The organism is Povalibacter sp. (assembly GCF_036520495.1).
Classification (GTDB): Bacteria; Pseudomonadota; Gammaproteobacteria; order Steroidobacterales; family Steroidobacteraceae; genus Steroidobacter.
In genome coordinates this window covers 49,487-72,842 of record NZ_DATDJO010000015.1, presented here as the reverse complement: position 1 = coordinate 72,842, position 23,356 = coordinate 49,487, and the positions used below count along the sequence as shown (strand labels likewise).

The window sequence follows — 23,356 nt, the reverse complement described above, 5'->3', positions numbered from 1 at the left end:
CAGCTCACGCATGAGTCGTGGCACGTCGCCGACGTGTGCCCGCAATCCCTGCCAATCCAAGCAGGAGCAATCCGAGCGTGGCAGGCTCTGGCACGTTGACCGGCTTCTCGTTCGGCGGGATGTAAATGGGATAGTCCACGGGCGGCGTAGGCGCAGGCGGTTCAGTACCCGGTGTACCTGTGCCCGGCGGTGGATTCTCCCCAGGAGTCGGGTCGGCCGGCGGCACGTCCGTGCCAGCGTCGGGGCCTTGCGGCGGCGTTTCCTGCGCGGGCGAATCGTCCGTCTGTGGGGCGTCCGGAGTCGAAGTGCCCGGCTGCTCTGGAACGGCCGGCTTCACGACAGTGTCGCTGCCAGGGGCATCGGGTCCCGGCGCACCGCCAGGAGCTTCACCGCCCGACGGCCTGCCACCGGAGCCACGGCGCGAACCGCCGATGTTCGGGGCGAGGCGCGAAGCCGTTCTGAACGCAACAAAACCATCGGCGTCGCTCGTCGCGTCAGTGTCACCGGTCACTGACTGAGATGCGTTCGTCTCACTATCGAAGGACTCGGCCTGCGTGGGTTCGGCGGTTGCTGCGGTGTCGAACTCATGCGAGATCGCCTTGCCGGGCGTGGACTGTGTCAGATGCGGGAACGCAATCGATGGCGTCGTGAGCGCAGGATCCGGTTCGACACCGGGCGCATGGATCGGGTGCTGCGCTGGTGAGGGGGCAGTCAGTGGTGTCTCTGCTCGCCACAAACCCGGTGCATTGACCAGGGCGGACGCGAGCACGCTGAGCACCAGCAGCAGCGCGAGAATTTTTGGCAGGGAGATGGGCCGGCGGTCGCGATTACTCATGCGTGAGGAGTTGCAAGCGAGATGCCGCGCAACGTCCTTGCGGGCCAAAACGGATCAAATGACCCCGGCGAGTGTCAGGAGTGAGACCTCGTTCGCGCTTTGAGCGGGGCGTTTGTCCCTGAGGCAGATGGCTGCGGCGTGCGACGCACGCGCGGTGTAAGCGAACCCGACTCGGGGAGTGTCCCAGGCACTGACAGGGTTTCGCTCATGCGAAAGGATTGAGTGCTGCGACGTGATTACATAGTCTGCGCCTGCGAGTGTTTTTTCTGCGAATCGAGTTGTCATGTTCCGATCGATCTTCTGTGGCGTAGTGATGTTTCTGGTGCTGGCGGGATCGCAGGCGTTCGCCAGCGATGGTTTCCCGCGGCCGGCTGAACTCGAGCACGACATCGCGTTCTGGCGGCGTATCTATACCGAGGTCGGCACCGACGGCGGCCTGATCCACGATCCCGTGCGTCTGGACGTCGTGTACGAGAAAATCCAGCTGCCGCGCGATCTCTCGTCGAAGGAACGTTCCAGGCGCCTCGATGACATCAAGCGCAAATACAGCCGCATCCTCGAGCGGCTGGCCGCAGGTGCGGAGAACCTGAGTGAAGAAGAGCGGCGGGTCGAAGCGCTCTGGCCCAAGAGCACGCGGCGCGCGCGGTTCGAGCAGGCATCGGAGGAAGTGCGGTTCCAGCTCGGACAGGCCGATCGATTCCTCGAAGGTGTCATTCGCTCAGGCGCGCACAAGGACCATATCGAAAAGACGTTTGTCGCGATGGGATTGCCGAAGGAACTCGCGGCGCTGCCCCATGTAGAGTCCTCGTTCAACACCTATGCCTATTCGAAGGTGGGCGCTGCCGGCATGTGGCAGTTCATGCGCGCGACCGGCCGGCGCTACATGCGCATCGACGCCGTCGTCGACGAGCGCCTCGACCCGTACGTGGCCACCGAAGCCGCGGGCAAATTCCTCGAACAGAACTACATCGTGCTGGGCAGCTGGCCGCTGGCGCTGACGGCGTACAACCATGGTACTGCCGGCATGCGTCGGGCGAAGGAGCAGATGGGCACGAGCGATATCCACACGATCGTGCGCAACTACAGCAGCCGCTCGTTCGGATTCGCCTCGCGCAATTTCTATGTGGCGTTCCTCGCCGCCCTCGAGATCGATGCCGATCCGACCAAATTCTTCGGACCCATCAAGATGGACCCCGTCGACAACAGCCAGGTGCTGTCGCTGGACGGTTATGTGCCCGCAGGCCAGTTGGTCGCGGCCCTGCAGGTCGATCGCGATGTGCTGCGCAGGCTGAACCCCTCGTTGCTGCCAGTCGTCTGGAACGGTTCGCGACACGTGCCGCGTGGTTTCGATTTCCGTATTCCAGCCAGCGTCGACATGAAAGAGGTGGTCGCACAGCTGGCGAAAGGAGAGACCTTCGATGCGCAGGTGGCCGACACCCAGCATCGCGTCGGCAAGGGCGAGACGCTGTCCACCATCGCAGGCCGCTACGGCATCGGCATGACGCAGCTCGCTGAAATGAATGGCCTGCGGCGTCCGTATCGCATCAATATCGACCAGGTGCTGACACTTCCAGTGAAGCCCGGTGCTGCGGCGCCGGCCATCGTGGTCGCGCGTGCCGAAAAGGAAGCGCCGCCGAAAGTCGGCACGCCGCAGACCGGCGTCGTGGGCAGCGAGAACCGTTACGTGGTCCGGCGCGGCGATACGCTCTCGCGGATTGCTTCGAAGCACGGCATGACGGAGCAGGCCCTGATGGATATGAACGACATCCGCAACCGCAACTTCGTCTACGAGGGCCAGGTGCTCGCACTCGCAGCGTCGGCGCGAGTCGCACCGCCGGCCGAGGCGAGCGTGCCTGTCGATATCGTGACGCCACCACAGCCAGCGGAAGTCGCCTCGGTTGCCGAAGCAGCCGAACCCGCATCGGAGAGGGAAGCCGAAGAAATCGGCCCGACGTTGTTGCCCGGCGCGCAGGCGGCGTCGTCCGCCGATCCGGCGGACTATTCGGTCGATGGCGCGACGATTCGCGTGCAGGCCGCGGAAACCATCGGTCATTACGCCGAATGGCTGGAAGTTGGCGCGAGCCATGTGCGCAAGCTCAATCGCATGGGCGCTGCGACGCCGGTCATCATCGGTCGCAAGCTCAGGATGGATTTTTCGAAGGTCACCCCCGACCAGTTCGAGGCGCGCCGCACGGCGTATCACCGCCAGCTGCAGGAGTCTTTCTTCACCGAGTTCCGTATCAGCGGCGATGTGCATCACACGGTGAAGAGCGGCGAGTCGATCTGGGTGCTGGCGCAACAGCGCTACAACATTCCGATCTGGCTGCTGCGCCAGTACAACCCCGACATGGACTTCGGTTCGGTCCGTCCGGGAACCAAACTGGTCATCCCCACGGTCGAACCGGTAAATGGCAACGGTGCGTCTGCCCGATCGGGCGGGTAAAGATCAGGATTTCACACCAAGATCACAGAGATTGGGGAGTCCAGGAGAGCCAGTCTGGACCTCTGTGCTCTCTGTGCCCTCTGTGTGAGATCCGATGTTCGAGGTGATTTCAAGACATGCGGACAGTAATGATGGTGACGCTGCTGGCTCTCGCCGGTTGCATGACCCAGCAGGCCTATGACGGGGCGAAGCGCGATCGGGATGAGGTCGCCCACATCAGTGGCGACCTGCGTTTCACCGCAGGTGTGCCGGTGTCGGCGTTGCTGCGGCAGGTCGACGGGCACACGCTGGGAATCACTCAAAGCGGAGTCGATGTCGATCCCGGGAGTCATGAATTGCTCGTGGATTGTGTGGTGCAGGAGACGAAGAGCACCAGTCGCTTCTCGCTTAGCGTGGAGGTTTCCGCCGGGAGTCGCTACCGGCTGGTTCCTGAAACCGGTCCCGGCCTCGAGTGTATCGCCGTGCACCTGGAGGCCAGGGACTAGGGATGGGTCGAGGATCCCGAAGACAAAACTCCATGGGGTACACGGGGCGGGGGAATATGTCTTTGTCGCTATTTCGCCCCGTGCCCGCGGGAATCCTCGCTTGTTCCTGGACGCGCTCGGCACAGATGGCTACGGCATTGCCGTAACCTTCCTGTCAGGTGATGTCGGTCACGGCTTTCGTGAACCCGATCCCAAGATGACGGCACGCCGGAGCCCTTGCTCGAGCGTGTAAACATAAGCAGGCTATATACTCACGGGGCATCGAATGTTGCGAACCGGGCTTAAACGAATGCCGTTGATCGATCGATCGTTGCAATGGGGTCTGTTGTGCCTGTGGAGTCTGCTGGCTTTCGGCGTTCGCGCCGACGGGCCGCTGTCCTCGTCGGCCATCGCCGGCTCCAGTGTCGAATCGGGTCTGCCGCTGGCGGACTACGTCGTCGTCAACAAGTCGAAGCGCACGCTGGAGCTGCTGCGTGCCGGCAAGGTGCTGCGCAGCTACAAGGTCGCGCTCGGCCTGCGTCCGGAGGGCCACAAGCAGTTCGAGGGCGATTTTCGTACGCCCGAAGGCAAGTACCAGCTCACGCGCCGCAATCCCAACAGCGAATACTTCCTGTCGATCCAGGTGTCGTACCCGAACGATCAGGACATCGCGCGTGCCCGCCGCCAGGGGCAGCGGCCGGGTGGGGCGATCATGATTCACGGCCAACCGAACACCCCGCGCAAACCGCGTGACTACTATTCGAACATCGACTGGACCGAGGGCTGCATCGCAGTCTCCAACTCCGACATGGTGGAGATATGGCTGATGACGCCGCCGGATACGCCGATCGAGATTCAGCCGTGACACCCGCGCACGACGTTGGCACGTCGGTCTCGCTCTCCGGTCACGACTCCGACACGCTCGTCGACGCGCGCGTCTCGCCGATCGGCAGTCTCGAAAACCTGTCGCAACGTGAAGTCGCGCAACTGATGAGCGCCGGGCAGGGCGGCGTCTACCAGCTGTTCCGTCGCTGCGCGCTCGCCGTGCTGTCGTCGGGTCTGCAGACCGACGACATCCGCGACATTTTCGATCGCTACAAGGATTTCGAAATCCGCCTCGGCCGTCAGGCCTGGGGCATCAAGCTCGAAGTCCGCAACGCTCCTTCGAGTGCATTCGTCGACGGCCAGATGATCCGCGGTATCAAGGAGCATCTCTTCGCGGCGCTGCGCGATCTCGTCTACATCCACGACGCGATCCTCGGCAACAACCGTTTCGACATGAACGACCCGTCCGCGATCACGAACGCGGTCTATCACATCCTGCGCAATGCCCGGGTACTGGACTACCGTGGCAGGCCGGATCTGGTGGTGTGCTGGGGCGGTCACTCGATCGGTTCCGCCGAGTACGACTACACCAAGAAGGTGGGATACGAACTGGGCCTGCGCGCGCTGAGCGTCTGCACGGGCTGCGGACCGGGCGCCATGAAGGGTCCGATGAAGGGCGCCACCATCGGCCATTCGAAGCAGCGCATCCGCGACGGCCGTTACATCGGCCTCACCGAGCCCGGCATCATCGCCGCCGAACCGCCGAATCCGATCGTGAACCAGCTGGTGATCATGCCGGACATCGAAAAGCGGCTCGAAGCGTTCGTGCGCACGGCTCACGCCATCATCGTTTTTCCGGGCGGCGCCGGCACCGCCGAGGAAATTCTCTACCTGCTTGGCATCCTGCTGGATCCCGCCAATGTCGCTCAGCCGCTGCCGGTGATCTTTACGGGGCCGGCGTCGTCGGCCGCGTACTTTGCGCAGATCGATCGCTTCATCGGCGCGACGCTCGGTCCGGCCGCGCAGAAACGCTACAAGATCGTCACCGGCGATGCGGCACAGGCCGCCCGCGAGGTGGCGCGCGGTGTCGAAGCGGTGCGCGAATTCCGCCGTTCGCATCGCGATGGCTACAACTACAACTGGTTGCTCAGCATCCAGCCGGATTTTCAGCGCCCCTTCGAGCCGACGCACGAGGCGATGGCAAAGCTCGAATTGCGCCGCGAACTCGAACCGCACGTGCTGGCTGCCAATCTGCGGCGTGCGTTCTCGGGCATTGTTGCGGGCAACGTGAAAGAACAGGGCGTGCAGGCCATCGAGGCTCACGGCCCGTTCGAACTGCACGGCGACAAGGAGGTCATGACGTTGCTGGATGAGCTGCTGGCCGCGTTCGTCGCACAGAAACGCATGAAAATAGCCGGCGAATACCGGCCCTGCTACCGGCTGGTCGCATGAGTGCTCTGAAAACGACGTACCGATTTGCCCTGCCTGATTCCCGCGAACGCGTTTTCGACCTGCAGCTCGATCGCGACACCGCGCAATTGCCCTCGCCGACGGACCCGAATCCGCCCGCCTGGACGGAACTGCCGTTTCACCAGTGTGCGGGTTGTCCGCTCGACAAGGAAAAGACCAGGCACTGCCCGGCCGCGGTCCATCTCTCGAGCGTCATCGATGGATTCACGGACCTGGTGTCGTACGACACGGTACGGGTGACGGTGGAGAGTGAGGAGCGGGCCGTCGTGGCGACTCTGTCTGCGCAACAGGCGCTCGCCTCGTTGATGGGGCTCATCATGGCGTCCAGCGGCTGTCCACGCACCGCGATCTTCCGTCCGATGGCGCGCTTCCATCTGCCGTTCTCCAACGAATCAGAAACGGCATACCGTGTCGCCGCGATGTACCTGGTCGCGCAGCATTTCAAGGCGCGCGCAGGCGGCACGGCGGATCTGAATCTCGACAATCTGGAAAGCGTGTACCACGGCATGCACTCCGTGAATCGAGGCATGGCGCAGCGACTGCGTGCCGCCAGTCGCCAGGACGCCATCGTGAACGCCATCGTGCTGCTCGACGTCTACAGCAGCCTCGTGCCCTCGGCGATCCACGAAATCCTCGACGAGATCAAACCTGCGTTCGCTGCGCTGCTGGCGGCGGAGCCGAGCTGAGAAGACGAAGATTTCACACAGAGATCACAGAGATCACAGAGTCAGAATGCGCAAACGGATTTTCTGTCGATTTTCTTTACGCCGTGGCCTCTGTGAACTCTGTGTGAAATGTTTCGATTCCTTCTCTTCCCGCGCAAACAACAATAATCGTCTGTTAAGTCGCGGGTGAAATTGCGTCATTGCCTGACGAAGCGCGGCACGAATCGCTCGTGCTCTGAGATGACTGTCGCAGTCCTGCGCCATGCCGTCGTCCCTGTGATCCAGTTCCTCACGTGCATTGCCCGGAAGTCATTACCGTGACTTACAACAGGAGACACCATCATGTCAGAGCACAAGAGCGATGAGCTGACAGCGACCGGTCGACATCGGGCGTGGGTCGGCGAGGCCGGCAGTTCGGTGGTTCGCACGGGCGCTCCGGTACGCGAGGTGCAGCGCAGCTGGCTCGAGCGTGCCCAGCCGACCAACTCGCGCCATGCTGCGATCACTGGAACGCTGCATAGCTGGAGCAACTACAAGAGCTGGACGGACAAGGTCCGTCACGGCTGGGACAAAGAGAAGAAGTAAGATTTCACGGAGATCACAGAGAACGGCGACTCTGTGTGAAATTCTTCAGTCCGGAATCGCGACTGCCGCCGGCGCGGCTGGTGTTGCATCCGGCGTCGGCGCGATCGCACTGGCACGTAATGCCGACGTCATCGCAGGCACGCCCGCCTGCAGTGTCAGCGGAGTTCGCTGTTCCAGCCAGCCGACCAGCGGCACCCACTGATCGAGATCTTCCCTGACCAGGTACGGCTTCATTTCGAACAGCCCCGTCCCGGATTCGGCGGCGCGGATGTAGTTCTGCGAATCGCGCAGCGTCGTCACGACGGGGATCTGCAGTGTCTCCAGGAATTTCATCAGCGATTTGTACATCACCGTGTTTTTCTTCACGCGGTTGGCGATGACGGCGATGCGCTGCTCATCGCGTTTCACTTTCGCGATCAGCAGCAGATCGGAAATGCATTTCGCGGCGGCATGAATGTCGATGTCAGAGGGCAGCACCGGGACCAGTATGGCGGTCGCATTGCGCGTGATGTCCGGCAGGCTCTGCACCTCGAGAGCTGCGGGCGTATCGATGACCAGTCGTTCGGTATCGAGTGGTAGTCGGGTAGCGAAGCTGCGCGTGACGCGCGAGTTGCGCTCGTAGCCGGCGATGCCGTGGATGGGGTGCTGACCCTTGGCGCGCTTGCTGAGCCAGCGGGTCGAGGAGCCCTGGGCATCCAGATCCATCAGGGTCGGCCGCAGGCCGGAAACAGCAAAGTAGCTCGCCAGATTCGTCGCGATGGTGGTCTTGCCGGAGCCGCCTTTGGGATTCAATACGACGATCTTTTGCATTCAGAATCGCTTGCCGTCCGGCCGGCGTTTAGCCCTGAGCCTACGCAGAGGGTAATCCAGGATCAAGGTTCACTTTGTGACGACCGTCACTCGGCTGCCCGTTGGTCGTAACGGGTGGCTGTGAGCCTGCTCACATCGATCCGTGTACCGGTCCGCGTAGAGTCGCTGCCGACCACCCGAGGATTCTCATGGAATTTCTGTTGCTCTGGATCGACGAACTCGACGATGCGCTTGGCGCACTGCGCCATCTCGCGCCGCAGATCGCCGGTTTCTGCCTCGCGATTGCGCTGTTCGCATTGACGAGCCTGGCGCTCGTCGTCGCCCCGCATACAACGTTGGCGATCGCAGGCGCAGTCCTGACGGCGACTCTGTTCCAGTTCGCGCGCCAGCGCCGGCGATCACTGCAAAGGGACTAGGATTGAGAAATTCTCCACGGGGGACACGGGGAACACAGGGTCGGAGCAGAGGTCTTTCATTGTTCGGTTCTCGCCCCGTGTTCCCCGTGTTCCCCGTGTCCCCCGTGGAGATCCTTATCTGGTCTGGTCCGATCTGCTATCGATCGCGTCCGAGTCGTTCCAGGCCGCGCACCAGGTGATACAGCGATTCCTGTACCGGCATCGCCAGGCCGTGACGCGCGGCGACGCGTAATGCTTCTCCCACGGTATCGTCGATCTCCAGCGGCCGGCCGGCATTGATATCCTGCAGCGCCGACATGCGATGGTCGGGCACCTTGGTTTTGAATGCCTCCCCGGCGCGACGAATTGTCTCGATCGCTTCTGCTTCGGTGCCGCGGCACATCGAAGCCACAGGCAGCAGGGCCTGATCGTTGAGTGCGATGCCTTTGGCGCTGGCGAGCCCGCCCATTTCGCGAACCGTGCGTGCCAGCAGGACGGCGGTATCCGGGTCCGCGAGGTACTTCCAGGTGGTCGAGCGCGTCGCCACCGCTAACGTCATGAAACCGGTCCAGGCCACGAACTTCGACCATTCGCGGCCGAGGATGTCCGGCACGGCAGTCGAGCGTACGCCGGAACGATCGATCGTCGCTGCAATCGATTCGGCGCGCTGGGTCAACTCGCCGCTCAGTTCGCCCACCAGCAAGTTGATGTTGCGAGTGAAAAGCACTTCTCCGCTGGGCATCAGTTCGCCGCTGGTGTCGGCGAGCGATCCCAGCACGCGGTCGCGACCGAACGCCGCAATCAACTGATCGTTCTTGAAGACGCCGTTCTGGATCGAGAAGGCCGTGTCGATCCTGACGTGATGCAGCGGCTGCAGTGCTGCCGCGGTGCCCATCGTCTTCATCGCCACGATCAGCACTCCCGCGTGTTCGAGCTGCGACGCATCCGTCAGTACCGGCACCTCGATGTCGAACTCGGACAAGCCGCGAATTTTCAGACCTTCCGCACGTAGCTGGGCAGCGCGTCGTTCGCGAACCAGCATGGCCACGGAGTGACCGGCCCTGGCGAGATGTGCACCGAGAATGGAGCCGATGGCGCCAGCGCCAAGAATGACGAAGTCGAAGTCGCGGGAAGTACTCATGCACGCAGGCTAACGGCGAAAGCACGGATGAGCAAATGGGGAGATGGGCCGATTGGCCGACTGGCCGACTGGCCGACTGGCCGACTGGCTAACTGGCAAGAGACGAAGCGCTCGATCTCCTTTCTGGCCAGTAGCCCAGTTAGCCAGTTAGCCAGTCAGCCAGTCAGCCAGTTAGCCAGTCAGCCAGTTAGCCGGTTTGCGAGTCAGCCAGTTCGCCGGTTGAACACTTTCGCCGCTTAAAAAATGTCGGCTGCTGCCGCACCCCCACGTCCTTGACTCATCGTCACCCAAGGAGTCTCGCAATCATGTGCCCAGCCTGTCTCGCCGCTGCCGCCTGGGCGGTTGCCGGCACGACCTCTGCCGGCGGCCTGACAGTATTCGTCGCAAGCAAACTGCGTGGTCGCAAGCCGCGGCTGCGTTCTGATGCGCCAGCGCCAGCGCCGGCGCCGACGGGGCCGGAATCGCCGCGCCAGGAGCGCAGCCGTCCATAGCTCCCGGCAGTTGGTCCTGGCTGTCCGGTGCATGCGGCATACTTCGCCTCCGATCAACCATCGAGAGTGCCCCATGCAGTACGCGATTATTTGCTACAACCAGGAGGCTGCGGTCGGTACCTGGAGCAAGGAAAAAGATGACGCCGTGATGGCCCGGCACCAGCTGGTCATGCAGGGGCTGGCGGCGCGCGGCAAGTTGGGTCCGGTGGCTCGATTGCAGCCCACCACGACGGCGACGACGATTCGCTCGGGCAACACGAAAGCGATTTTCGATGGCCCGTTCGCCGAGACGAAGGAGCAACTGCTCGGGTTCTATATCGTCGACTGCGAGAACGCCGAAGAAGCGGCCGCGATTGCAGGCCAGCTCGTCGAGCCACCTGGCTCCATGGAAATCCGTCCGGTGCGTGACTTCTTTGACGGAGGCTCCGCTCCGTGACCGATCTCGGCTGGATCGACGCTGCGCTGACCAATGCGCGACCGCAGGCGATTGCGGCGCTGCTGCGGTATTTCCGCGATCTCGATACGGCCGAGGAAGCATTTCAGGAAGCCTGTCTGCGCGCTTTGAAACGCTGGCCGGTGAATGGCGCGCCGAACGATCCGGTGGCGTGGCTCATCCTGGTCGCGCGCAATTTTGCGCTCGATGAAGTCCGTCGCAACAGCCGGCTGCAGGAACTGCCGCCCGACGATGTGATCTCGGACACCGACGACACCGAGACGCCGCTCGCGGAGAAACTGGACAACTCGCAGTATCGCGATGACGTGCTGCGTCTGCTGTTCATCTGCTGTCATCCCGAACTGCCCGCGACCCAGCAGATTGCGTTGGCTCTGCGCATCGTCTGCGGTCTGTCTGTGCGCGAGATCGCGCGCGCCTTCCTGGTGACCGAGGCGGCCATGGAACAACGGATCACGCGTGCCAAACGGCGCGTGGGCGTCGCCGATGTGCCATTCGAAACGCCAGGTGCCGGGCAGCGCTCCGAACGCCTCGCCACGGTGGCAGCCATGGTCTATCTCCTGTTCAACGAGGGCTATTCCGCGAGCGGCGGCGATGTCCATCTGCGTGCGCCGCTGTGCGAGGAAGCCATCCGGTTGTCGCGATTGCTGCTGCAGCTGTTTCCCGGCGAGAGCGAGATCATGGGCTTGGCCGCGCTGCTGTTGTTGCAGCATGCCCGCGCGCCAGCGCGGCTCGACAAAGCGGGCGAGATCGTTCTGCTCGAAGCGCAGAACCGTCGCCTGTGGAATCGCGGCATGATCGGCGAGGGCCTGGCGCTGGTCGATGCGGCCCTGCGGATGAGGCACGTCGGTCCATATCAGATCCAGGCTGCCATCGCCGCAGTGCATGCGCAGGCCGCGACGTTCGAGGACACCGACTGGGGCGAGATCGATCGACTCTATGCAGTGCTCGAAGCGGTGCAGCCCTCGCCGGTGATCACGCTCAATCGCGCCGTAGCCGTGGGCAAGATCCACGGCCCATCCGCTGCACTCGCCATGATCGAGCCGCTGGCGGAGCCGCTCGCAGGTTATTTTTACTTTCACGGCGCCCGCGGCGCGCTGTTGTTGCAGCTCGATCGCAAGGCCGATGCCCGACTCGCGTTCGACCGCGCACTGTCGCTGGCGAACACCGCCGCCGAGGCCGGCCATATCCGCAAGCACCTGGACCAGCTCATCGAAGGCAGTCAGGACGACGGCGGGGGTACGTCGCGCCGGAGTACGAATCCTCATTGCACCTGACGAGATCAGACTAAGAGTCTCCACGGGGTACACGGGGTGACACTGGGTGAGAGAAGGTTACGAAAATGCAATTCTTCCACCCCGCGTTTCCCCGTGTACCCCGTGGAGATCTTCGACTTGATGTCTATTTCCCGCGCCGCGATTCGTCCTTGAAGCGACACGATCGCGAGGACATCCGCCATGAATCATCCCATTGTCAGCGACGCCGACTGGCTGGCTGCCCGCAAGCAGCATCTGCTGCGGGAGAAGGATCTGCTGCGGCAGCTGGATGATCTGCGGCGACAGCGCAGGGAGTTGCCGTGGATGCGCGTGACCAAGCCGTATTCGTTTTTTGGAGCGCGAGGCCGGGAGACGCTCGCGGACCTGTTCGCAGGGAACAGCCAGCTCATCGTGCAGCACTTCATGTTCGGACCGGAATGGGACGAGGGCTGTGTCGGGTGTTCATTCCAGGCGGACCATGTCGATGCCGCGTTCGTTCATCTGCGGCACCACGATGTGGCGTTTGCGGCGGTGGCGCGCGCGCCGTGGCCGAGGATCGATGACTTCCGTCACCGCATGGGCTGGCAGTTCCACTGGGTGTCGTCTTACGGCAGCGACTTCAACTACGACTTCGGGGTGTCATTTCATCCCGCCGATCTGGCGGCTGGTCCGGTGCCGTACAACTTCGAGCGCCGTGAACTGGACAGCGAGGAAATGCCCGGGGTGAGCGTTTTCTTCCGGGATGACGACGGCAGCATCTACCGCACGTATTCAGCGTATGGGCGCGGTGTCGACCAGCTGGTCGGCGCCTACAACTACCTGGACCTTACGCCCAGGGGGCGCAACGAAACCGGTCCCGCCTTCGATCTGACGGACTGGGTGCGGCATCACGACCGCTATCAGACGCGAGGCGCGCATTCCTGTTGCCCGCAGCAGCGGCCTACTTCGAGCTGACGCGGCCAGTGCGTCCGGGTTGCTTGCTCTTCGATTTGAGTTCGGTGGTGCGTGCCCGGCGCAGCAGTCGTTGCTCTTCGGTGCGGTCGTGGCGCGCCAGCTGAAAAGCCACCCGCTGTGCCTGTCGATCCAGTTTGGCGGCTTCCTTCTCCCGCTGCGCCGCCTTCCGATCCAGCGTCTTGGCAATCCGCAGCGCAGCCCGTGCGATCTCCCGTTCCTCGCGCGCGGCAGCAAGTTTTGCGCGTGCGGCCCCTTTGGCACGGGCGGCCTGGAGCTTCGCTGCGATCTTTTCCCGGGCGATGCGCACGGAGGCCGGCACGAGAATCTCGCGTTTGCCGGTCTTCTCAGACTCGCGGGATTCCTGGGGTACGTTAAAAGGGCGTTTCTTCACACGGGGTATACGTCTGGGCCGATGGCCTGGTCGTAGATTCTAGGGCCATGCGGTACACGCCGTGACACGCGATCGCTCGTTACGACGAAATACTGTCATCGGGCAGGCGCTGTCAGGACGCATTGAGGGCTCACAGCCCTTTTTTGTCGCCCTTCGAGGCTCAAGGTCACCGCTGCCCGGCCCATCGGCCCGGGTAAGGGTTCTTCCCTCATTGGCGGCCGATCAGGCTGCACGAATGCGGCAGGCGTCACGATTATGGGGTCCCGGCCTGCTATAGACTTTCGCGCATTGAACAGAAGGAGTGCCGATCTTGGTCAGGACGGACGAAGTAATCCGGATGGCGCTGGCCCTGCCGGAAACCAACGAACACGATCACTGGGGTCATCGCGGCTTTCGCGTGGGCGAGCACACGTTTGCCGTCCTGTGGCCCGTCGAGTCGATCGCGATTCTCAAGTTGTCGTCGGACGACCAGCACGCACTGCTGTCGATGGATCCGTACACCTTTACGGTCGATCAGTGGGCCGATCAGGGCTGGACCAAGATCCTCCTGAAGGGCATCACCGTCAGCGATTTCTCCGAACAACTCGAACGTGCCTGGCGCATGGTGGCGCCGAAGAGCGCGTTGAAGACGCTGGATTCGAAGCGCGCCTGAACCTGCGGGCGGCCATTACGCCACCCCGACGCAGCCAGCGTCTCCCCGACCTCCTCCCGCCAGCGCTGGCGCACCGCATGTCGTGGTTTCCCCATATCTTTGCACCGTGCGCGTACGTGCTAGTTTCGTGGCCGTCGATCCGGTCTGACTCCCGACTCAGGCTGCTGTGAAATCATTTTATCGATCGATTTCACGCACGGTCGATCTCCGCACTACCGTGCACACACATTCAGCGATCGAGGTCGAAGCATGAGCAGCGCCATCAACAATCCGTCCGGCAAGAGTCCGTCGATCCTCACGACCACCGCGGGCAATCCCATTGCCGACAATCAGAACTCATTGAGTGCCGGACCGCGCGGCCCGCTGCTGATGCAGGACTATCAGCTGCTCGAGAAGCTGGCGCATCAGAATCGTGAACGCATTCCCGAACGGGTGGTGCATGCGAAAGGGTGGGGTGCTCACGGCACGTTGACGATCACCGGAGATATCTCACGCTACACGAAGGCGAAGGTGCTGCAGCCCGGGGCGAAGACCGACCTGATTCTGCGTTTCTCGACCGTCGCGGGCGAGCTCGGCGCAGCGGATGCGGAACGCGATGTGCGGGGTTTTGCCATCAAGTTCTATACGAGCGAGGGCAACTGGGATCTGGTCGGCAACAACACGCCGGTGTTCTTCATCCGCGACCCGCTCAAGTTCCCGGACTTCATTCGTACGCAGAAACGGCATCCGCGGACCAATCTGCGTTCGCCGACGGCGATGTGGGATTTCTGGTCGCTGTCGCCGGAGAGCCTGCACCAGGTCACGACCCTGTTCTCGGATCGCGGCCTGCCCACCGATGTGCGGCATATCAATGGTTATGGTTCGCACACGTACAGTCTCATCAACGACGCGGGCGAACGCTTCTGGGTGAAGTTCCACTTCAAGACGCTGCAGGGTCACAAGCACTGGACCAACTCCGAGGCGGTCGAGGTCGTCGGCCGCACGCGTGAGAGCACTCAGGAGGATCTGTACAGCGCCATCGAAAAAGGTGATTTCCCACGCTGGAAGGTGCAGGTGCAGATCATGACGCAGGCTGATGCGGATGCCTGGTCGGCGCGCACCGGCTGGAATCCGTTCGACCTCACCAAGGTCTGGCCGCACGGCGATGCGCCGCCCGTCGACATCGGCGTGCTCGAACTGAATCGCAATCCGGACAACTATTTCGCGGAGATCGAGCAGGTCGCAATGTCGCCGTCGAACATCGTGCCGGGCATCGGTTTCTCGCCGGACAAGATGCTGCAGGGTCGTATCTTCAGTTATGCCGATGCGCATCGTTACCGGCTCGGCACGCACTACGAGGCACTGCCGGTGAACGCGCCGCGCTGTCCGGTGCATCACTATCACAAGGACGGTTCGATGCGGTTCTTCCGCAACGACACGGGTAATCCGGATGCGTACTACGAGCCCAACTCGATGGGCGGCCCGGTGCAGAGCGCGCGCTATGAAGAGCCGGCGCTGCCGTTGCATGGTGAAGCCGATCGCTACAACCATCGCGACGGCAACGACGACTATACGCAGCCGGGAAATCTGTTCCGTCTGTTCACGCCGGACCAGAAGCAGCGCCTCTTCGACAATCTTGCAGCGGCGATGCAGGGTGTTCCCGAACAGATCCAGCGGCGCCAGATTGCACATTTCGCCAAGTGCGATCCGGAGTACGGCGCGGGTGTCGCACGTGCGCTCAAGCTCGATCCCGCCGGGGACGACCGCCTCAAGGGAACGAGTGCAACGGATCAACCGCGCGAAACCGAGAAAGTGTAGGTACGACGAGAGCGGCGGGGCGTCAGTTGCCTCGCCGTTGCTCGTAGCGAGCTGCGGATGATCCTTCGGAGTTCGGGGGCTTCGGCGACCGAGAGGGAATCACGGCGGCCATTTGATCGGACGTCGCAACGTCAGCGATGCCCTGGAGCCGGCGAGGGATTGATTGCTCAGAGACGTGCCGATGAGGATCGCAATGCCACGATCCTCGGCAGCGACTTCCAGTTGTGTCCTCGCATTCGCGTAACGATCGTGCGCGTCACGTACCTCGGTACGTTTACCAAACAATGCGTCGGCCTCGTCGAAAAACAACAGCGCCTTGCTGCTCTCGGCCCGTTCGAAAAGTCGACGCAGATTCTTCTCTGTTTCGCCGATGTACTTGCTCACCACCTGGCTGAGGTCGACGCGCAGCAGCGTCAGGTTCGCGGCACTGGCGAGCTGCTGTGCTGCTCGCAGGCGTTGATCTGACGTCGCCCCGGTCACCAGTCGGGCGTTGCGATGAGCCGTGAGTGTTTGCTTGCGCGTTGGTCGCATGATCAGGCTGCCAGTGTGTCGAGGAATACCTTGGCGAACTGCGGGCCCAATCCCGCTTCTTCATGCTTGAAGTACACGTAAGCGTCCTGGCACGAAGCAGTGGAGTCGCGAATACGCGTGGCCCAGTTCGCGATGTCCTCGGGAGAATAGCCCTCGTCGCGCAAACGGAAATACGCGTAATCGGCGGTGACGACGAGCGGCGTGGTCATCGTAACGCTGTCGGCGACGCACAGCGCGAGGTTCCTCGCCTTCAGGCGCGCGTAAACCTCATCGTTCAGCCAGGAACCGTGACGGAACTCGAAGGCCGCGCAGGTGCCCGCCGGCAACGTGTCGAGGAAAGCATCGAGCAGCGGCAGGTTCAGTCGCAGGCTGGGCGGCAGTTGAAAGAGCAGCGCGCCCAGTTTCGGTCCGAGCTTTGCGGCCGTCTCGGCGAAGTACTTCGTGTCCTCCGCGCAGTCATGCAGTTTCTTGTCATGGGTGATGCGCTTCGGCGCCTTGAGTGTGAGCTTGAAGCGCTCGGGCGTGACGTCGTTCCAGCCCTGCAGCGTCTTCGCGGTAGGCATGCGGTAGTAGGTGTAATTGATCTCCACTGTCGACAGTCGCTGCGCGTAGTACGGCAGCATCTGGGCACTGCCGATCTTCTCCGGATAGAAGCCACCCTTCCATTCGTCGTAGTTGTAACCGGAGGTGCCGACCCAGAGTGCCATGACGGAAATTGATAATTGATAGGTGACAATTGATAGTTGAAGAAAGAGCGGTGCTGCCTTTTTCGACTGTGTATCGGTGTCTGGCAGATAGCTGATATGACAATCGACAAGCGGGAGAACGGGGCTCCTTCGGCAACTATCAACTAGCCACTTTCAACTGATATCAGGCGTCGGTACTGCCCCAGGTGCCGGATCGCATGCTGTTCCTTGCCCATCGCCTCGTACAGGCGCGCGAGGTTGAAATGACCGTCGGCGAGCGTCGGATCTTCGGTGATGGCGGTCTGGTATGCCTCGAGAGCCGCGCTTGTGCGGCCGAGGTCTTCCAGCAACACGCCCAGGTTGAACATCAGGATCGGATCCGGTCCGCAGTGTTCGACGGCGCGCTGGTAGGCCTGTTCTGCCGCGCTCGTGTCCTGCTGTTCGTGCAGCAGGCGGCCGAGGTTGGTCCAGGCGGCGCAGTTGTCGGGCTGTGCGTGGATGATTCGTTCATACGCGGCGCGCGCTTCACCCGGATTGCTCTCTTCGAGTTCGAGCGCCTGATCGAACCAGTCGTCGGCGTTCGCAGGGTCAGTCGCAGCGGCTTTCGCAGTCGCTTCTTTGCGCTCGACGACCCGCACCACGCCGTTCTCGACACTGACGTCGAAACCGAGCACGTACTGACCGCTGTCGGCGTGAAAGTGATTCTTGCCGTCGCGCACGACGACCTCATCGCCGATCGCGCTGATGCTGAGTCCGGACAACGGGGCTTCGTCGGGAAGATGGCGTCGCAAGTCCTGCAACGAGCGATTGATCCTGCGCACCGGCACTTTCGCTTCCAGCAGGGCGCGAGCCGCCCGCAGCACGATCAGATCCTGGAAGGAAAAACGCAGTTCGCGCTTCGGACCGCGGGCCGGATTCACGAACCCGTTCTTGATCAGCCCGCGCAAGGTACTGCGCGAGAGACGCAGGATTCGTTCGATGTCGCTGGCGCTGTAGGTCTGCATCGGATCAAGAGTTTCACACAGAGATCACAGAGTGAAGAAATCGGGGATGAATTCTGTGCTCTGTGATCTCTGTGTGAAATGTCTTTCTCCTATCTCTTCCCTGCTTTGCGAGCGGTCTTCGCCGGCTGCTCGACGCGCTTCGGCGCCTTGCGGGGACCGAGCTTGGAGGCGGTTTCCTTCGCGGCTTCCGTCTTTGCCAGGCTGGCGCGCAGCGCTTCCATGAGGTCGATGACTTTGCCGCCCGTTTCGGGCTGGGACTCGGAGACGGAGATTTCCTGGCCTTCGACTTTTTTCTGGATCGCTGCCTCGACGCGGGCGCGCACGTCATCGGTGTAGGCCGCTGGATCGAATGACGTGGTCGACTGCTGATCGATGAGCTGGCGCGCGAGTTTCAGTTCCTGCGGCTTCACCTCCATCTTCGCGACCTCCATCTCGGTGGCCGGACGAACGTCGGACGCGAAGTACAGCTGCTGCATGGTGAGCACATCGCCCACCGGGCGCAGTGCAACGATGTGCGACTTGCCGCGTGCTGCCCAATGCGCGACTGCACAGCGTTTCGTTTCCTTGAGGGCTTCGACCAGCAGCGCATAGGGCTTGGCGGCGCCCTTGTCGGGTGCAAGGTAGTAGGTCTTGTCGAAGTAGACGGGATCGATGGCTTCGATGGGCACGAACTCGGAGATATCGATGGAATGTGTGCCGACTTCTTCGAGCTGCTTGATCTCGTCCGCGGAGAAGCGGACGTACTGGTCCTTGGCGAATTCGTAGCCCTTCACCATTTCGTCGCGTTCGACGACCACGCCTTCCTTCTGGCAGATGTACTGCTGCTTGAGGCGCGAGCCGCACGTGGCGTGCAGCAGGTTGAAGGAGATCGCGCTGCTGGATTGCGTCGCCGAGTAGAGCTTTACCGGGATCGCAACGAGCCCGAAGGAGATGGTCAGTGAACCGATAGATCGTGCGGCCATGGCTGCCTCTTGTTGGTCGTCCCGGATGGAATGCTTCGCGCCCCAAGGACGTTCCGGCACTCCACGCACCGACTGCTAATCGACTATTTTCTACCGTTACTTCCGAAGACTCTCGCAAGGTTCTGTTTTATCGAGAGAACATCATGCCACCGGTCCCCGGTCTTTTCCAAGCGGTCGAGCACGTTTCGCATGGTGAAGTGCATGGGTTCGGCTGCCTCCAGCTCCTCCCAGGTCAGGGGCATGGAGATGGGGGCGCCCGGAACGCCCCGGGGGGAATAGGCGACGTTGAGGGTCTTGCCCCGGACGTTCATGTTGTAGTCGATGAAAATCTTGCCGGTGCGTTTGATCACGGCCCATTCCATCGTCACGTCCTTCGGGTGGTCCTTCATGACGTGCCGACCCACCAGTTCGCAGATATGACGGGCCTCATCGAAGGTCACCGTACGGGCGATGGGCACGAAGACGTGCAGGCCCGTCTTGCCGGAGGTCTTCACGCGCGCGGTCAGTGACATTTCCTTCAGCAGGTCATTGATCCAGAAGGCAACCCGCTTGCCGACGGCAAAGCCTTTCTTATTGAGTTCGGGCTCCGCGCCCTTGGCTTCCCTGCCGGAATAAATGTACGGATCGATGTCGAAGACGAGGTAGTCGGGATAGTTCAGCACCGACGATTCCATGGCCTCGATCGAGCTGTCGTAGTCGATGCTCTTGCTCTTCGCATCCGCAGCAACTTTCGCCCGCGAATGCCAGACATGGAACTCCAGGGTACCGACCTGGCCGAGCCAGAGCAGGGTCGGCAGGTTGTTGCCCATCACGTATTCGTGCCGGCCTTCCTTGTGTTCGGAAAAGACCGAGACGGTTTCGACAAACGTTGGCCGTTCCTGCTCCCAGTGCTTCTGGAAGAACCGTTCGCCGTCGATGCCCTCGGGCATGCGGATCATGGTCAGCGGCCGATCGCGCAGGTGCGGGATCATGAACGGCGACACCCGCGCGAGGTATCTCAGGTGATCGCGTTTGGTGATCGGTCCGGATTTCGTGGCCTTGTCCGCCGGCCAGTATTCGCGATCGAGATTGGTGAGCCGGATCTTCGCATCGCCGACGCTCAGTTCGATCTGCCGGGCCTTGCTGTCGAGCTGTTGCAATACCGATTCGATATCGCTGGCCGGCGTCTTGCGGGCCTTGCTCCTGGCAGGCTTCGCCTCCGGTCCCTTGCGTACTTCCGATGCTTCGATGTCATCGCGCAGCCGCAGGAACACGGGGCTGCGCAAATGCCCATCGGGGGTCCATGCGTCGAACTGAATCTCGGCAACCAGTTCTGGTTTGAGCCAGGTGGCTGGCGCATTGAGCGGCGGCTTCTCTGCGAAGGGCGATGCCTTGGCTTCGAGCGTGCTGGCCAGTGCGAGCACCTGCCTGATCGACTGATCGGTGAAACCGGAACCGGAATGCCCGACGTAGTGCAGCGCCTTGCCTTTGTAGTAACCGAGCAGCAATGCGCCGAGCTTGCCGCGGCCGCCGCGTCCCTGGGTATAGCCGCCGACGACGAATTCTGCTGTATGCGTTGCCTTGTACTTCACCCACGTGCCGGCGCGCTTACCGGGTTGATAACGACTGTCCTTGCGCTTGGCGACGATGCCTTCGAACCCGGCCGCGAGCGATGCGGCATAGAGTTGTTCCGCTTCGTCCGAGGTATGTACGAGCTGTACATGCGCGGACGGCAGCAGGCATTGCGTGAGATAGCGCCGTCGCTCCAGGTGCGTCGCATTGCGCAGATTGAGGCCGGCAAAATGCAGCAGATCGAAACACAGCAGCACGACCGGTGTTTCACGTTGGGCGTCAGCCAGCTGCATCGGGCTCTTGAGCTGTGCCCGATTCTGCAAGGCATTGAAGGAAGGTCGGCCGCTCGTATCCAGCGCCACGATCTCACCGTCGAGCAACATCGTGTCGACGGCCTGCTGCTTCAGTTCGGCGACGAGTTCGGGAAACAGATGCGTGAGATCGACGCCGCGCCGCGACTGCAGAAAGACGTTGTCGTGATCGATGAACGTCAGGACACGATAACCATCGAGCTTGGGTTCGTACGTCCACTCGGCCTGCGTGCGCGGTTCACCCTCACCGGATTCGGCGAGCATCGGTTCGAGTTTCGCCGGCAACGCCTCCGCCGGACCGGTCGGCGCGAGCAGTCCTGCGGCCAGTCGCTGGCGTGCCGCATCCGACGCTACTTCATCGAGCGTCGCGCCCGAGAGCACCGAGGTGTTCTGCGCGAGCAAGGTGTCGTGACCGACGAAGCGATCCTTGTGCTTGAGCAGCAGCCATTGCTTGTCGGTTGCGGTGCGCACCAGCGCGAACGAGCCTTTCAGCTTCTGACCGCGCAGGAAGAAGCTCACCTTGCCGTTCGCCAGTTCACGTCGCAGACGTTCTTCCGCTGCTTCGCGATTGCCGAACGAATACTCGCCGCCTTCGTCCGGCGAATACACGCCGCAGTCCCAGACGATGACGTTGCCCGCCCCGTACTGCTTCTCCGGAATCACCCCTTCGAACGATGCGTAGTCGAACGGATGATCCTCGACCTCGACCGCCAGCCGCTTCTCGCCCAGCTGCAGCGACGGACCTTTCGGAATGGCCCAGGATCTGAGCACGCCATCGAGTTCGAGCCGGAAGTCATAGTGCAGCCTGCGCGCCGCGTGCTTCTGCACGATGAACAGCAACGGGCCACTGCGCTCGACGACCTTCGGTCCCGGCTCGGGCGTCCGCGTGAAGGTGCGCTTCTGCTCGTATTTTTCCAGCGGCCGTTTCATGGGATGAAGAAAAGATTCTCCACGGGGAGCACTTAAATCACGGGGTAAGAAGATTGGGAAGGGTTCGAATTGACCCCGCCGTCCTCACGAACGTGGAAGCATCCTGATGCTGGATGGAATGACGAACGAGAGTTCAATCAGTTGCTCCTCAGACTCTGATCACAGCGTTTTCTGTCTCTGCCCCGTGGTTCCCCGTGTCCCCCTGGAGACTCCGGCTCTGATTCTTCATTCCAGCTTGCCGATGAACCGCCACACAGCGATGAGCACGCCGAAGCCGAAGTAGAGCCCGAAGAGTGCGATCAGCATCAACAGGGCCATCTGGTACGTGATCGTGTGTTTGACGAGCAGGACCAGCACGGCAACGATCAGGAGCGAGAACGATGCGACGACAGCCGCGACGATCCTGAGTTTGCGCGTGTCGGGCATTCCTAGTCCCCGGCGTCTGCGGCGGGCAGTTTTCTGACCCAATCAACCAATGCTTCGAGGGCCTCGGCGCGGATGTCGGCGTCCTTGCGGCCGCTGCGCACTGGCACATGAAACGAGTGATCGGCATCCGGCAGCAGCTTCAGCGTGGCGCGCGTGCCCAATGAGGCAACGACGGGTTGCAGCAATTCCAGGCCTGCGAGTTCGTCGCGCGAGCCCTGCAGGAACAGCATGGGAATGTGCACCTGGGACAGATGCTCCGCGCGTTCAATGGATGGTTTGCCTGCCGGATGCAGGGGGAAGGCGAGAAAGGCGAGACCCTGGATACGGGGCAGCGGCGCCAGCGCCTGTGCCTGCGATGTCATGCGACCGCCGAATGATCGGCCGCCGGCGATCAACGGCAGTTCGGGTGCGAGCGATCCAGCGGTCGCGACCGCAGCCCGCACGGTGGCATGACAGAGCGGTGCCGGGTCGGGTCGCTTCGAGCCGCGTTCCATGTACGGAAACTGGTAGCGCAGTGTCGCGACCTCCATCGCGGCAAGCGTGTCGGCGATGGTCGACATGGATGGATGATTCATGCCCGCGCCTGCACCATGACCGAGCACGTAGCACACCGTGGCCTGGGGCGGCCGCAGATACAGTCCGGACACCGTGTGCGATTCGTTCACTCGGATGGATACTGACTGCGCATCGACGGGGCTCATGATTCGGAGGCTACACCAAGCCCGTCGCGAACCGCACCACCCACTTGATGACACCCGGGTCGATCAAGCACTGTAGGCGCATGATTCACATCCGCCCCGCCACGTTGACAGAGAAGCCAGAACTCGAAGCACTGATTGCGCGCTCGGCGCGCGAGCTGAGCAAGAATGACTATACGAGCGAGCAGATCGAAGGAGCATTGCGCGGCGCCTTCGGTGTCGACACGCAGCTCATCAACGACGGCACGTACTTCGTTGCCGAAGAGAACGGATGCATCGTGGGGTGCGGAGGCTGGAGCCGTCGCAAGACGCTGTTCGGCGGTGATGCCCGCGTCGATCGCGAAGCCGGTGACCTGGATCCGCAGGTCGACGCAGCGAAGATCCGCGCCTTCTTCATCGACCCGGCGCATGCCCGTAGAGGAATCGGTCGTTCGATTCTCGATGCCTGCGAAAAGGCGGCACGCGCCTATGGCTTCAATCGCTTCGAGATGATGGCGACGCTGCCTGGCGTGCGCCTGTATCAGATGTGCGGCTATGTGGCCCTGGAGCACGTGAACCATCCGCTCGAGCCGGGTCTGTCGATCCCGTTCGTCAGAATGGGGAAGTAGTTGAGAGTTGATAGTGGAAAGCGC

General features: G+C 62.2%; 25 protein-coding genes. 14 read left to right on the top strand and 11 right to left on the bottom strand.

What is annotated here, in order from left to right; all coding sequences use genetic code 11:
• Positions 1–4 precede the first annotated feature (4 nt).
• Positions 5–835 (bottom strand): PEP-CTERM sorting domain-containing protein, encoded by an 831-nt coding sequence (locus VIZ63_RS04625; RefSeq protein ID WP_331608344.1) that lies wholly within the window; start codon positions 833–835, stop codon positions 5–7.
• Between the two features lie 283 nt (positions 836–1,118).
• Between VIZ63_RS04625 and VIZ63_RS04620 the strand changes: the two genes are divergently transcribed.
• From VIZ63_RS04620 to VIZ63_RS04595, 6 genes are all read left to right on the top strand, one after another.
• Positions 1,119–3,278 (top strand): LysM peptidoglycan-binding domain-containing protein, encoded by a 2,160-nt coding sequence (locus VIZ63_RS04620; protein WP_331608343.1) that lies wholly within the window; start codon positions 1,119–1,121, stop codon positions 3,276–3,278.
• Positions 3,279–3,394: 116 nt separating this feature from the next.
• Complete coding sequence (locus tag VIZ63_RS04615; protein WP_331608342.1) at positions 3,395–3,763, top strand: hypothetical protein; 369 nt, start codon at positions 3,395–3,397, stop codon at positions 3,761–3,763.
• Between the two features lie 289 nt (positions 3,764–4,052).
• Positions 4,053–4,607 carry a L,D-transpeptidase family protein gene (locus VIZ63_RS04610; RefSeq protein WP_331608341.1) on the top strand — a complete coding sequence of 185 codons (555 nt, stop codon included), beginning with the start codon at positions 4,053–4,055 and terminating at the stop codon, positions 4,605–4,607.
• Entirely contained in the window at positions 4,604–6,019 is a 1,416-nt protein-coding gene (gene ppnN, locus VIZ63_RS04605; RefSeq protein WP_331608340.1) for a nucleotide 5'-monophosphate nucleosidase PpnN, read from the top strand. The genes VIZ63_RS04610 and ppnN overlap by 4 nt, the downstream gene beginning before the upstream one ends.
• On the top strand, positions 6,016–6,723 hold the full coding sequence (locus VIZ63_RS04600; RefSeq protein ID WP_331608339.1) for a DUF6901 family protein: 708 nt from the start codon (positions 6,016–6,018) through the stop codon (positions 6,721–6,723). Before ppnN ends, VIZ63_RS04600 begins: the two co-directional genes overlap by 4 nt.
• Before the next feature lie 321 nt (positions 6,724–7,044).
• Positions 7,045–7,287 (top strand): hypothetical protein, encoded by a 243-nt coding sequence (locus tag VIZ63_RS04595; RefSeq protein WP_331608338.1) that lies wholly within the window; start codon positions 7,045–7,047, stop codon positions 7,285–7,287.
• 45 nt (positions 7,288–7,332) lie between these two features.
• Here the strand turns inward: VIZ63_RS04595 and VIZ63_RS04590 are convergent, their stop codons facing one another.
• Entirely contained in the window at positions 7,333–8,097 is a 765-nt protein-coding gene (locus VIZ63_RS04590; RefSeq protein ID WP_331608337.1) for a ParA family protein, read from the bottom strand.
• A 188-nt stretch (positions 8,098–8,285) separates the two neighbouring features.
• On the opposite strand from VIZ63_RS04590, the gene VIZ63_RS04585 reads away from it, so the two are divergent.
• Positions 8,286–8,513, top strand: a complete 228-nt coding sequence (locus VIZ63_RS04585) for a hypothetical protein (protein WP_331608336.1) — start codon at positions 8,286–8,288, stop codon at positions 8,511–8,513.
• A 136-nt stretch (positions 8,514–8,649) separates the two neighbouring features.
• On the opposite strand, the gene VIZ63_RS04580 is transcribed toward VIZ63_RS04585, so the two are convergent.
• Positions 8,650–9,633: a ketopantoate reductase family protein gene (locus VIZ63_RS04580; RefSeq protein ID WP_331608335.1), complete on the bottom strand. Its 984-nt coding sequence runs from the start codon at positions 9,631–9,633 to the stop codon at positions 8,650–8,652.
• Between the two features lie 305 nt (positions 9,634–9,938).
• Between VIZ63_RS04580 and VIZ63_RS04575 the strand changes: the two genes are divergently transcribed.
• The 4 genes from VIZ63_RS04575 (at position 9,939) to VIZ63_RS04560 (ending at position 12,785) form a co-directional block, all read left to right on the top strand.
• Positions 9,939–10,124, top strand: coding sequence for a hypothetical protein (locus VIZ63_RS04575; RefSeq protein WP_331608334.1), 186 nt, complete (start codon positions 9,939–9,941; stop codon positions 10,122–10,124).
• A 73-nt stretch (positions 10,125–10,197) separates the two neighbouring features.
• Positions 10,198–10,560, top strand: coding sequence for a YciI family protein (locus VIZ63_RS04570; protein WP_331608333.1), 363 nt, complete (start codon positions 10,198–10,200; stop codon positions 10,558–10,560).
• Positions 10,557–11,852 (top strand): RNA polymerase sigma factor, encoded by a 1,296-nt coding sequence (locus VIZ63_RS04565; RefSeq protein WP_331608332.1) that lies wholly within the window; start codon positions 10,557–10,559, stop codon positions 11,850–11,852. The genes VIZ63_RS04570 and VIZ63_RS04565 overlap by 4 nt, the downstream gene beginning before the upstream one ends.
• A gap of 180 nt (positions 11,853–12,032) precedes the next feature.
• On the top strand, positions 12,033–12,785 hold the full coding sequence (locus VIZ63_RS04560; protein WP_331608331.1) for a thioredoxin family protein: 753 nt from the start codon (positions 12,033–12,035) through the stop codon (positions 12,783–12,785).
• Here VIZ63_RS04560 and VIZ63_RS04555 read toward each other — a convergent pair.
• Positions 12,772–13,104: a hypothetical protein gene (locus VIZ63_RS04555; RefSeq protein ID WP_331608330.1), complete on the bottom strand. Its 333-nt coding sequence runs from the start codon at positions 13,102–13,104 to the stop codon at positions 12,772–12,774. The two genes, VIZ63_RS04560 and VIZ63_RS04555, sit on opposite strands and share 14 nt — an antisense overlap.
• 382 nt (positions 13,105–13,486) lie before the next feature.
• Here VIZ63_RS04555 and VIZ63_RS04550 point away from each other — a divergent pair, with 382 nt between their 5' ends.
• The gene (locus VIZ63_RS04550; protein WP_331608329.1) at positions 13,487–13,828 is read left to right on the top strand and encodes an MmcQ/YjbR family DNA-binding protein; all 342 of its coding nucleotides are present in this window, start codon (positions 13,487–13,489) and stop codon (positions 13,826–13,828) included.
• A gap of 249 nt (positions 13,829–14,077) precedes the next feature.
• A complete protein-coding gene (locus tag VIZ63_RS04545) occupies positions 14,078–15,625 on the top strand; it encodes a catalase (RefSeq protein WP_331608328.1) in 1,548 nt (515 codons plus the stop codon).
• A gap of 99 nt (positions 15,626–15,724) precedes the next feature.
• Here the strand turns inward: VIZ63_RS04545 and VIZ63_RS25590 are convergent, their stop codons facing one another.
• The 7 genes from VIZ63_RS25590 to VIZ63_RS04510 form a co-directional block, all read right to left on the bottom strand.
• Complete coding sequence (locus tag VIZ63_RS25590; protein WP_331608327.1) at positions 15,725–16,156, bottom strand: AAA family ATPase; 432 nt, start codon at positions 16,154–16,156, stop codon at positions 15,725–15,727.
• Between the two features lie 2 nt (positions 16,157–16,158).
• Positions 16,159–16,863 carry a DUF72 domain-containing protein gene (locus tag VIZ63_RS04535; RefSeq protein ID WP_331608326.1) on the bottom strand — a complete coding sequence of 235 codons (705 nt, stop codon included), beginning with the start codon at positions 16,861–16,863 and terminating at the stop codon, positions 16,159–16,161.
• A 143-nt stretch (positions 16,864–17,006) separates the two neighbouring features.
• The gene (locus tag VIZ63_RS04530; RefSeq protein WP_331608325.1) at positions 17,007–17,846 is read right to left on the bottom strand and encodes a tetratricopeptide repeat protein; all 840 of its coding nucleotides are present in this window, start codon (positions 17,844–17,846) and stop codon (positions 17,007–17,009) included.
• An 89-nt stretch (positions 17,847–17,935) separates the two neighbouring features.
• On the bottom strand, positions 17,936–18,808 hold the full coding sequence (locus VIZ63_RS04525) for a Ku protein (protein ID WP_331608324.1): 873 nt from the start codon (positions 18,806–18,808) through the stop codon (positions 17,936–17,938).
• Between the two features lie 83 nt (positions 18,809–18,891).
• Positions 18,892–21,600, bottom strand: coding sequence for a DNA ligase D (gene ligD / locus VIZ63_RS04520; protein WP_331608323.1), 2,709 nt, complete (start codon positions 21,598–21,600; stop codon positions 18,892–18,894).
• 225 nt (positions 21,601–21,825) lie between these two features.
• A complete protein-coding gene (locus VIZ63_RS04515; protein WP_331608322.1) occupies positions 21,826–22,026 on the bottom strand; it encodes a hypothetical protein in 201 nt (66 codons plus the stop codon).
• A gap of 2 nt (positions 22,027–22,028) precedes the next feature.
• Positions 22,029–22,727: an alpha/beta family hydrolase gene (locus VIZ63_RS04510; RefSeq protein ID WP_349261124.1), complete on the bottom strand. Its 699-nt coding sequence runs from the start codon at positions 22,725–22,727 to the stop codon at positions 22,029–22,031.
• 80 nt (positions 22,728–22,807) lie between these two features.
• Here VIZ63_RS04510 and VIZ63_RS04505 point away from each other — a divergent pair, with 80 nt between their 5' ends.
• Positions 22,808–23,332 (top strand): GNAT family N-acetyltransferase, encoded by a 525-nt coding sequence (locus tag VIZ63_RS04505; RefSeq protein WP_331608320.1) that lies wholly within the window; start codon positions 22,808–22,810, stop codon positions 23,330–23,332.
• Positions 23,333–23,356 lie beyond the last annotated feature (24 nt).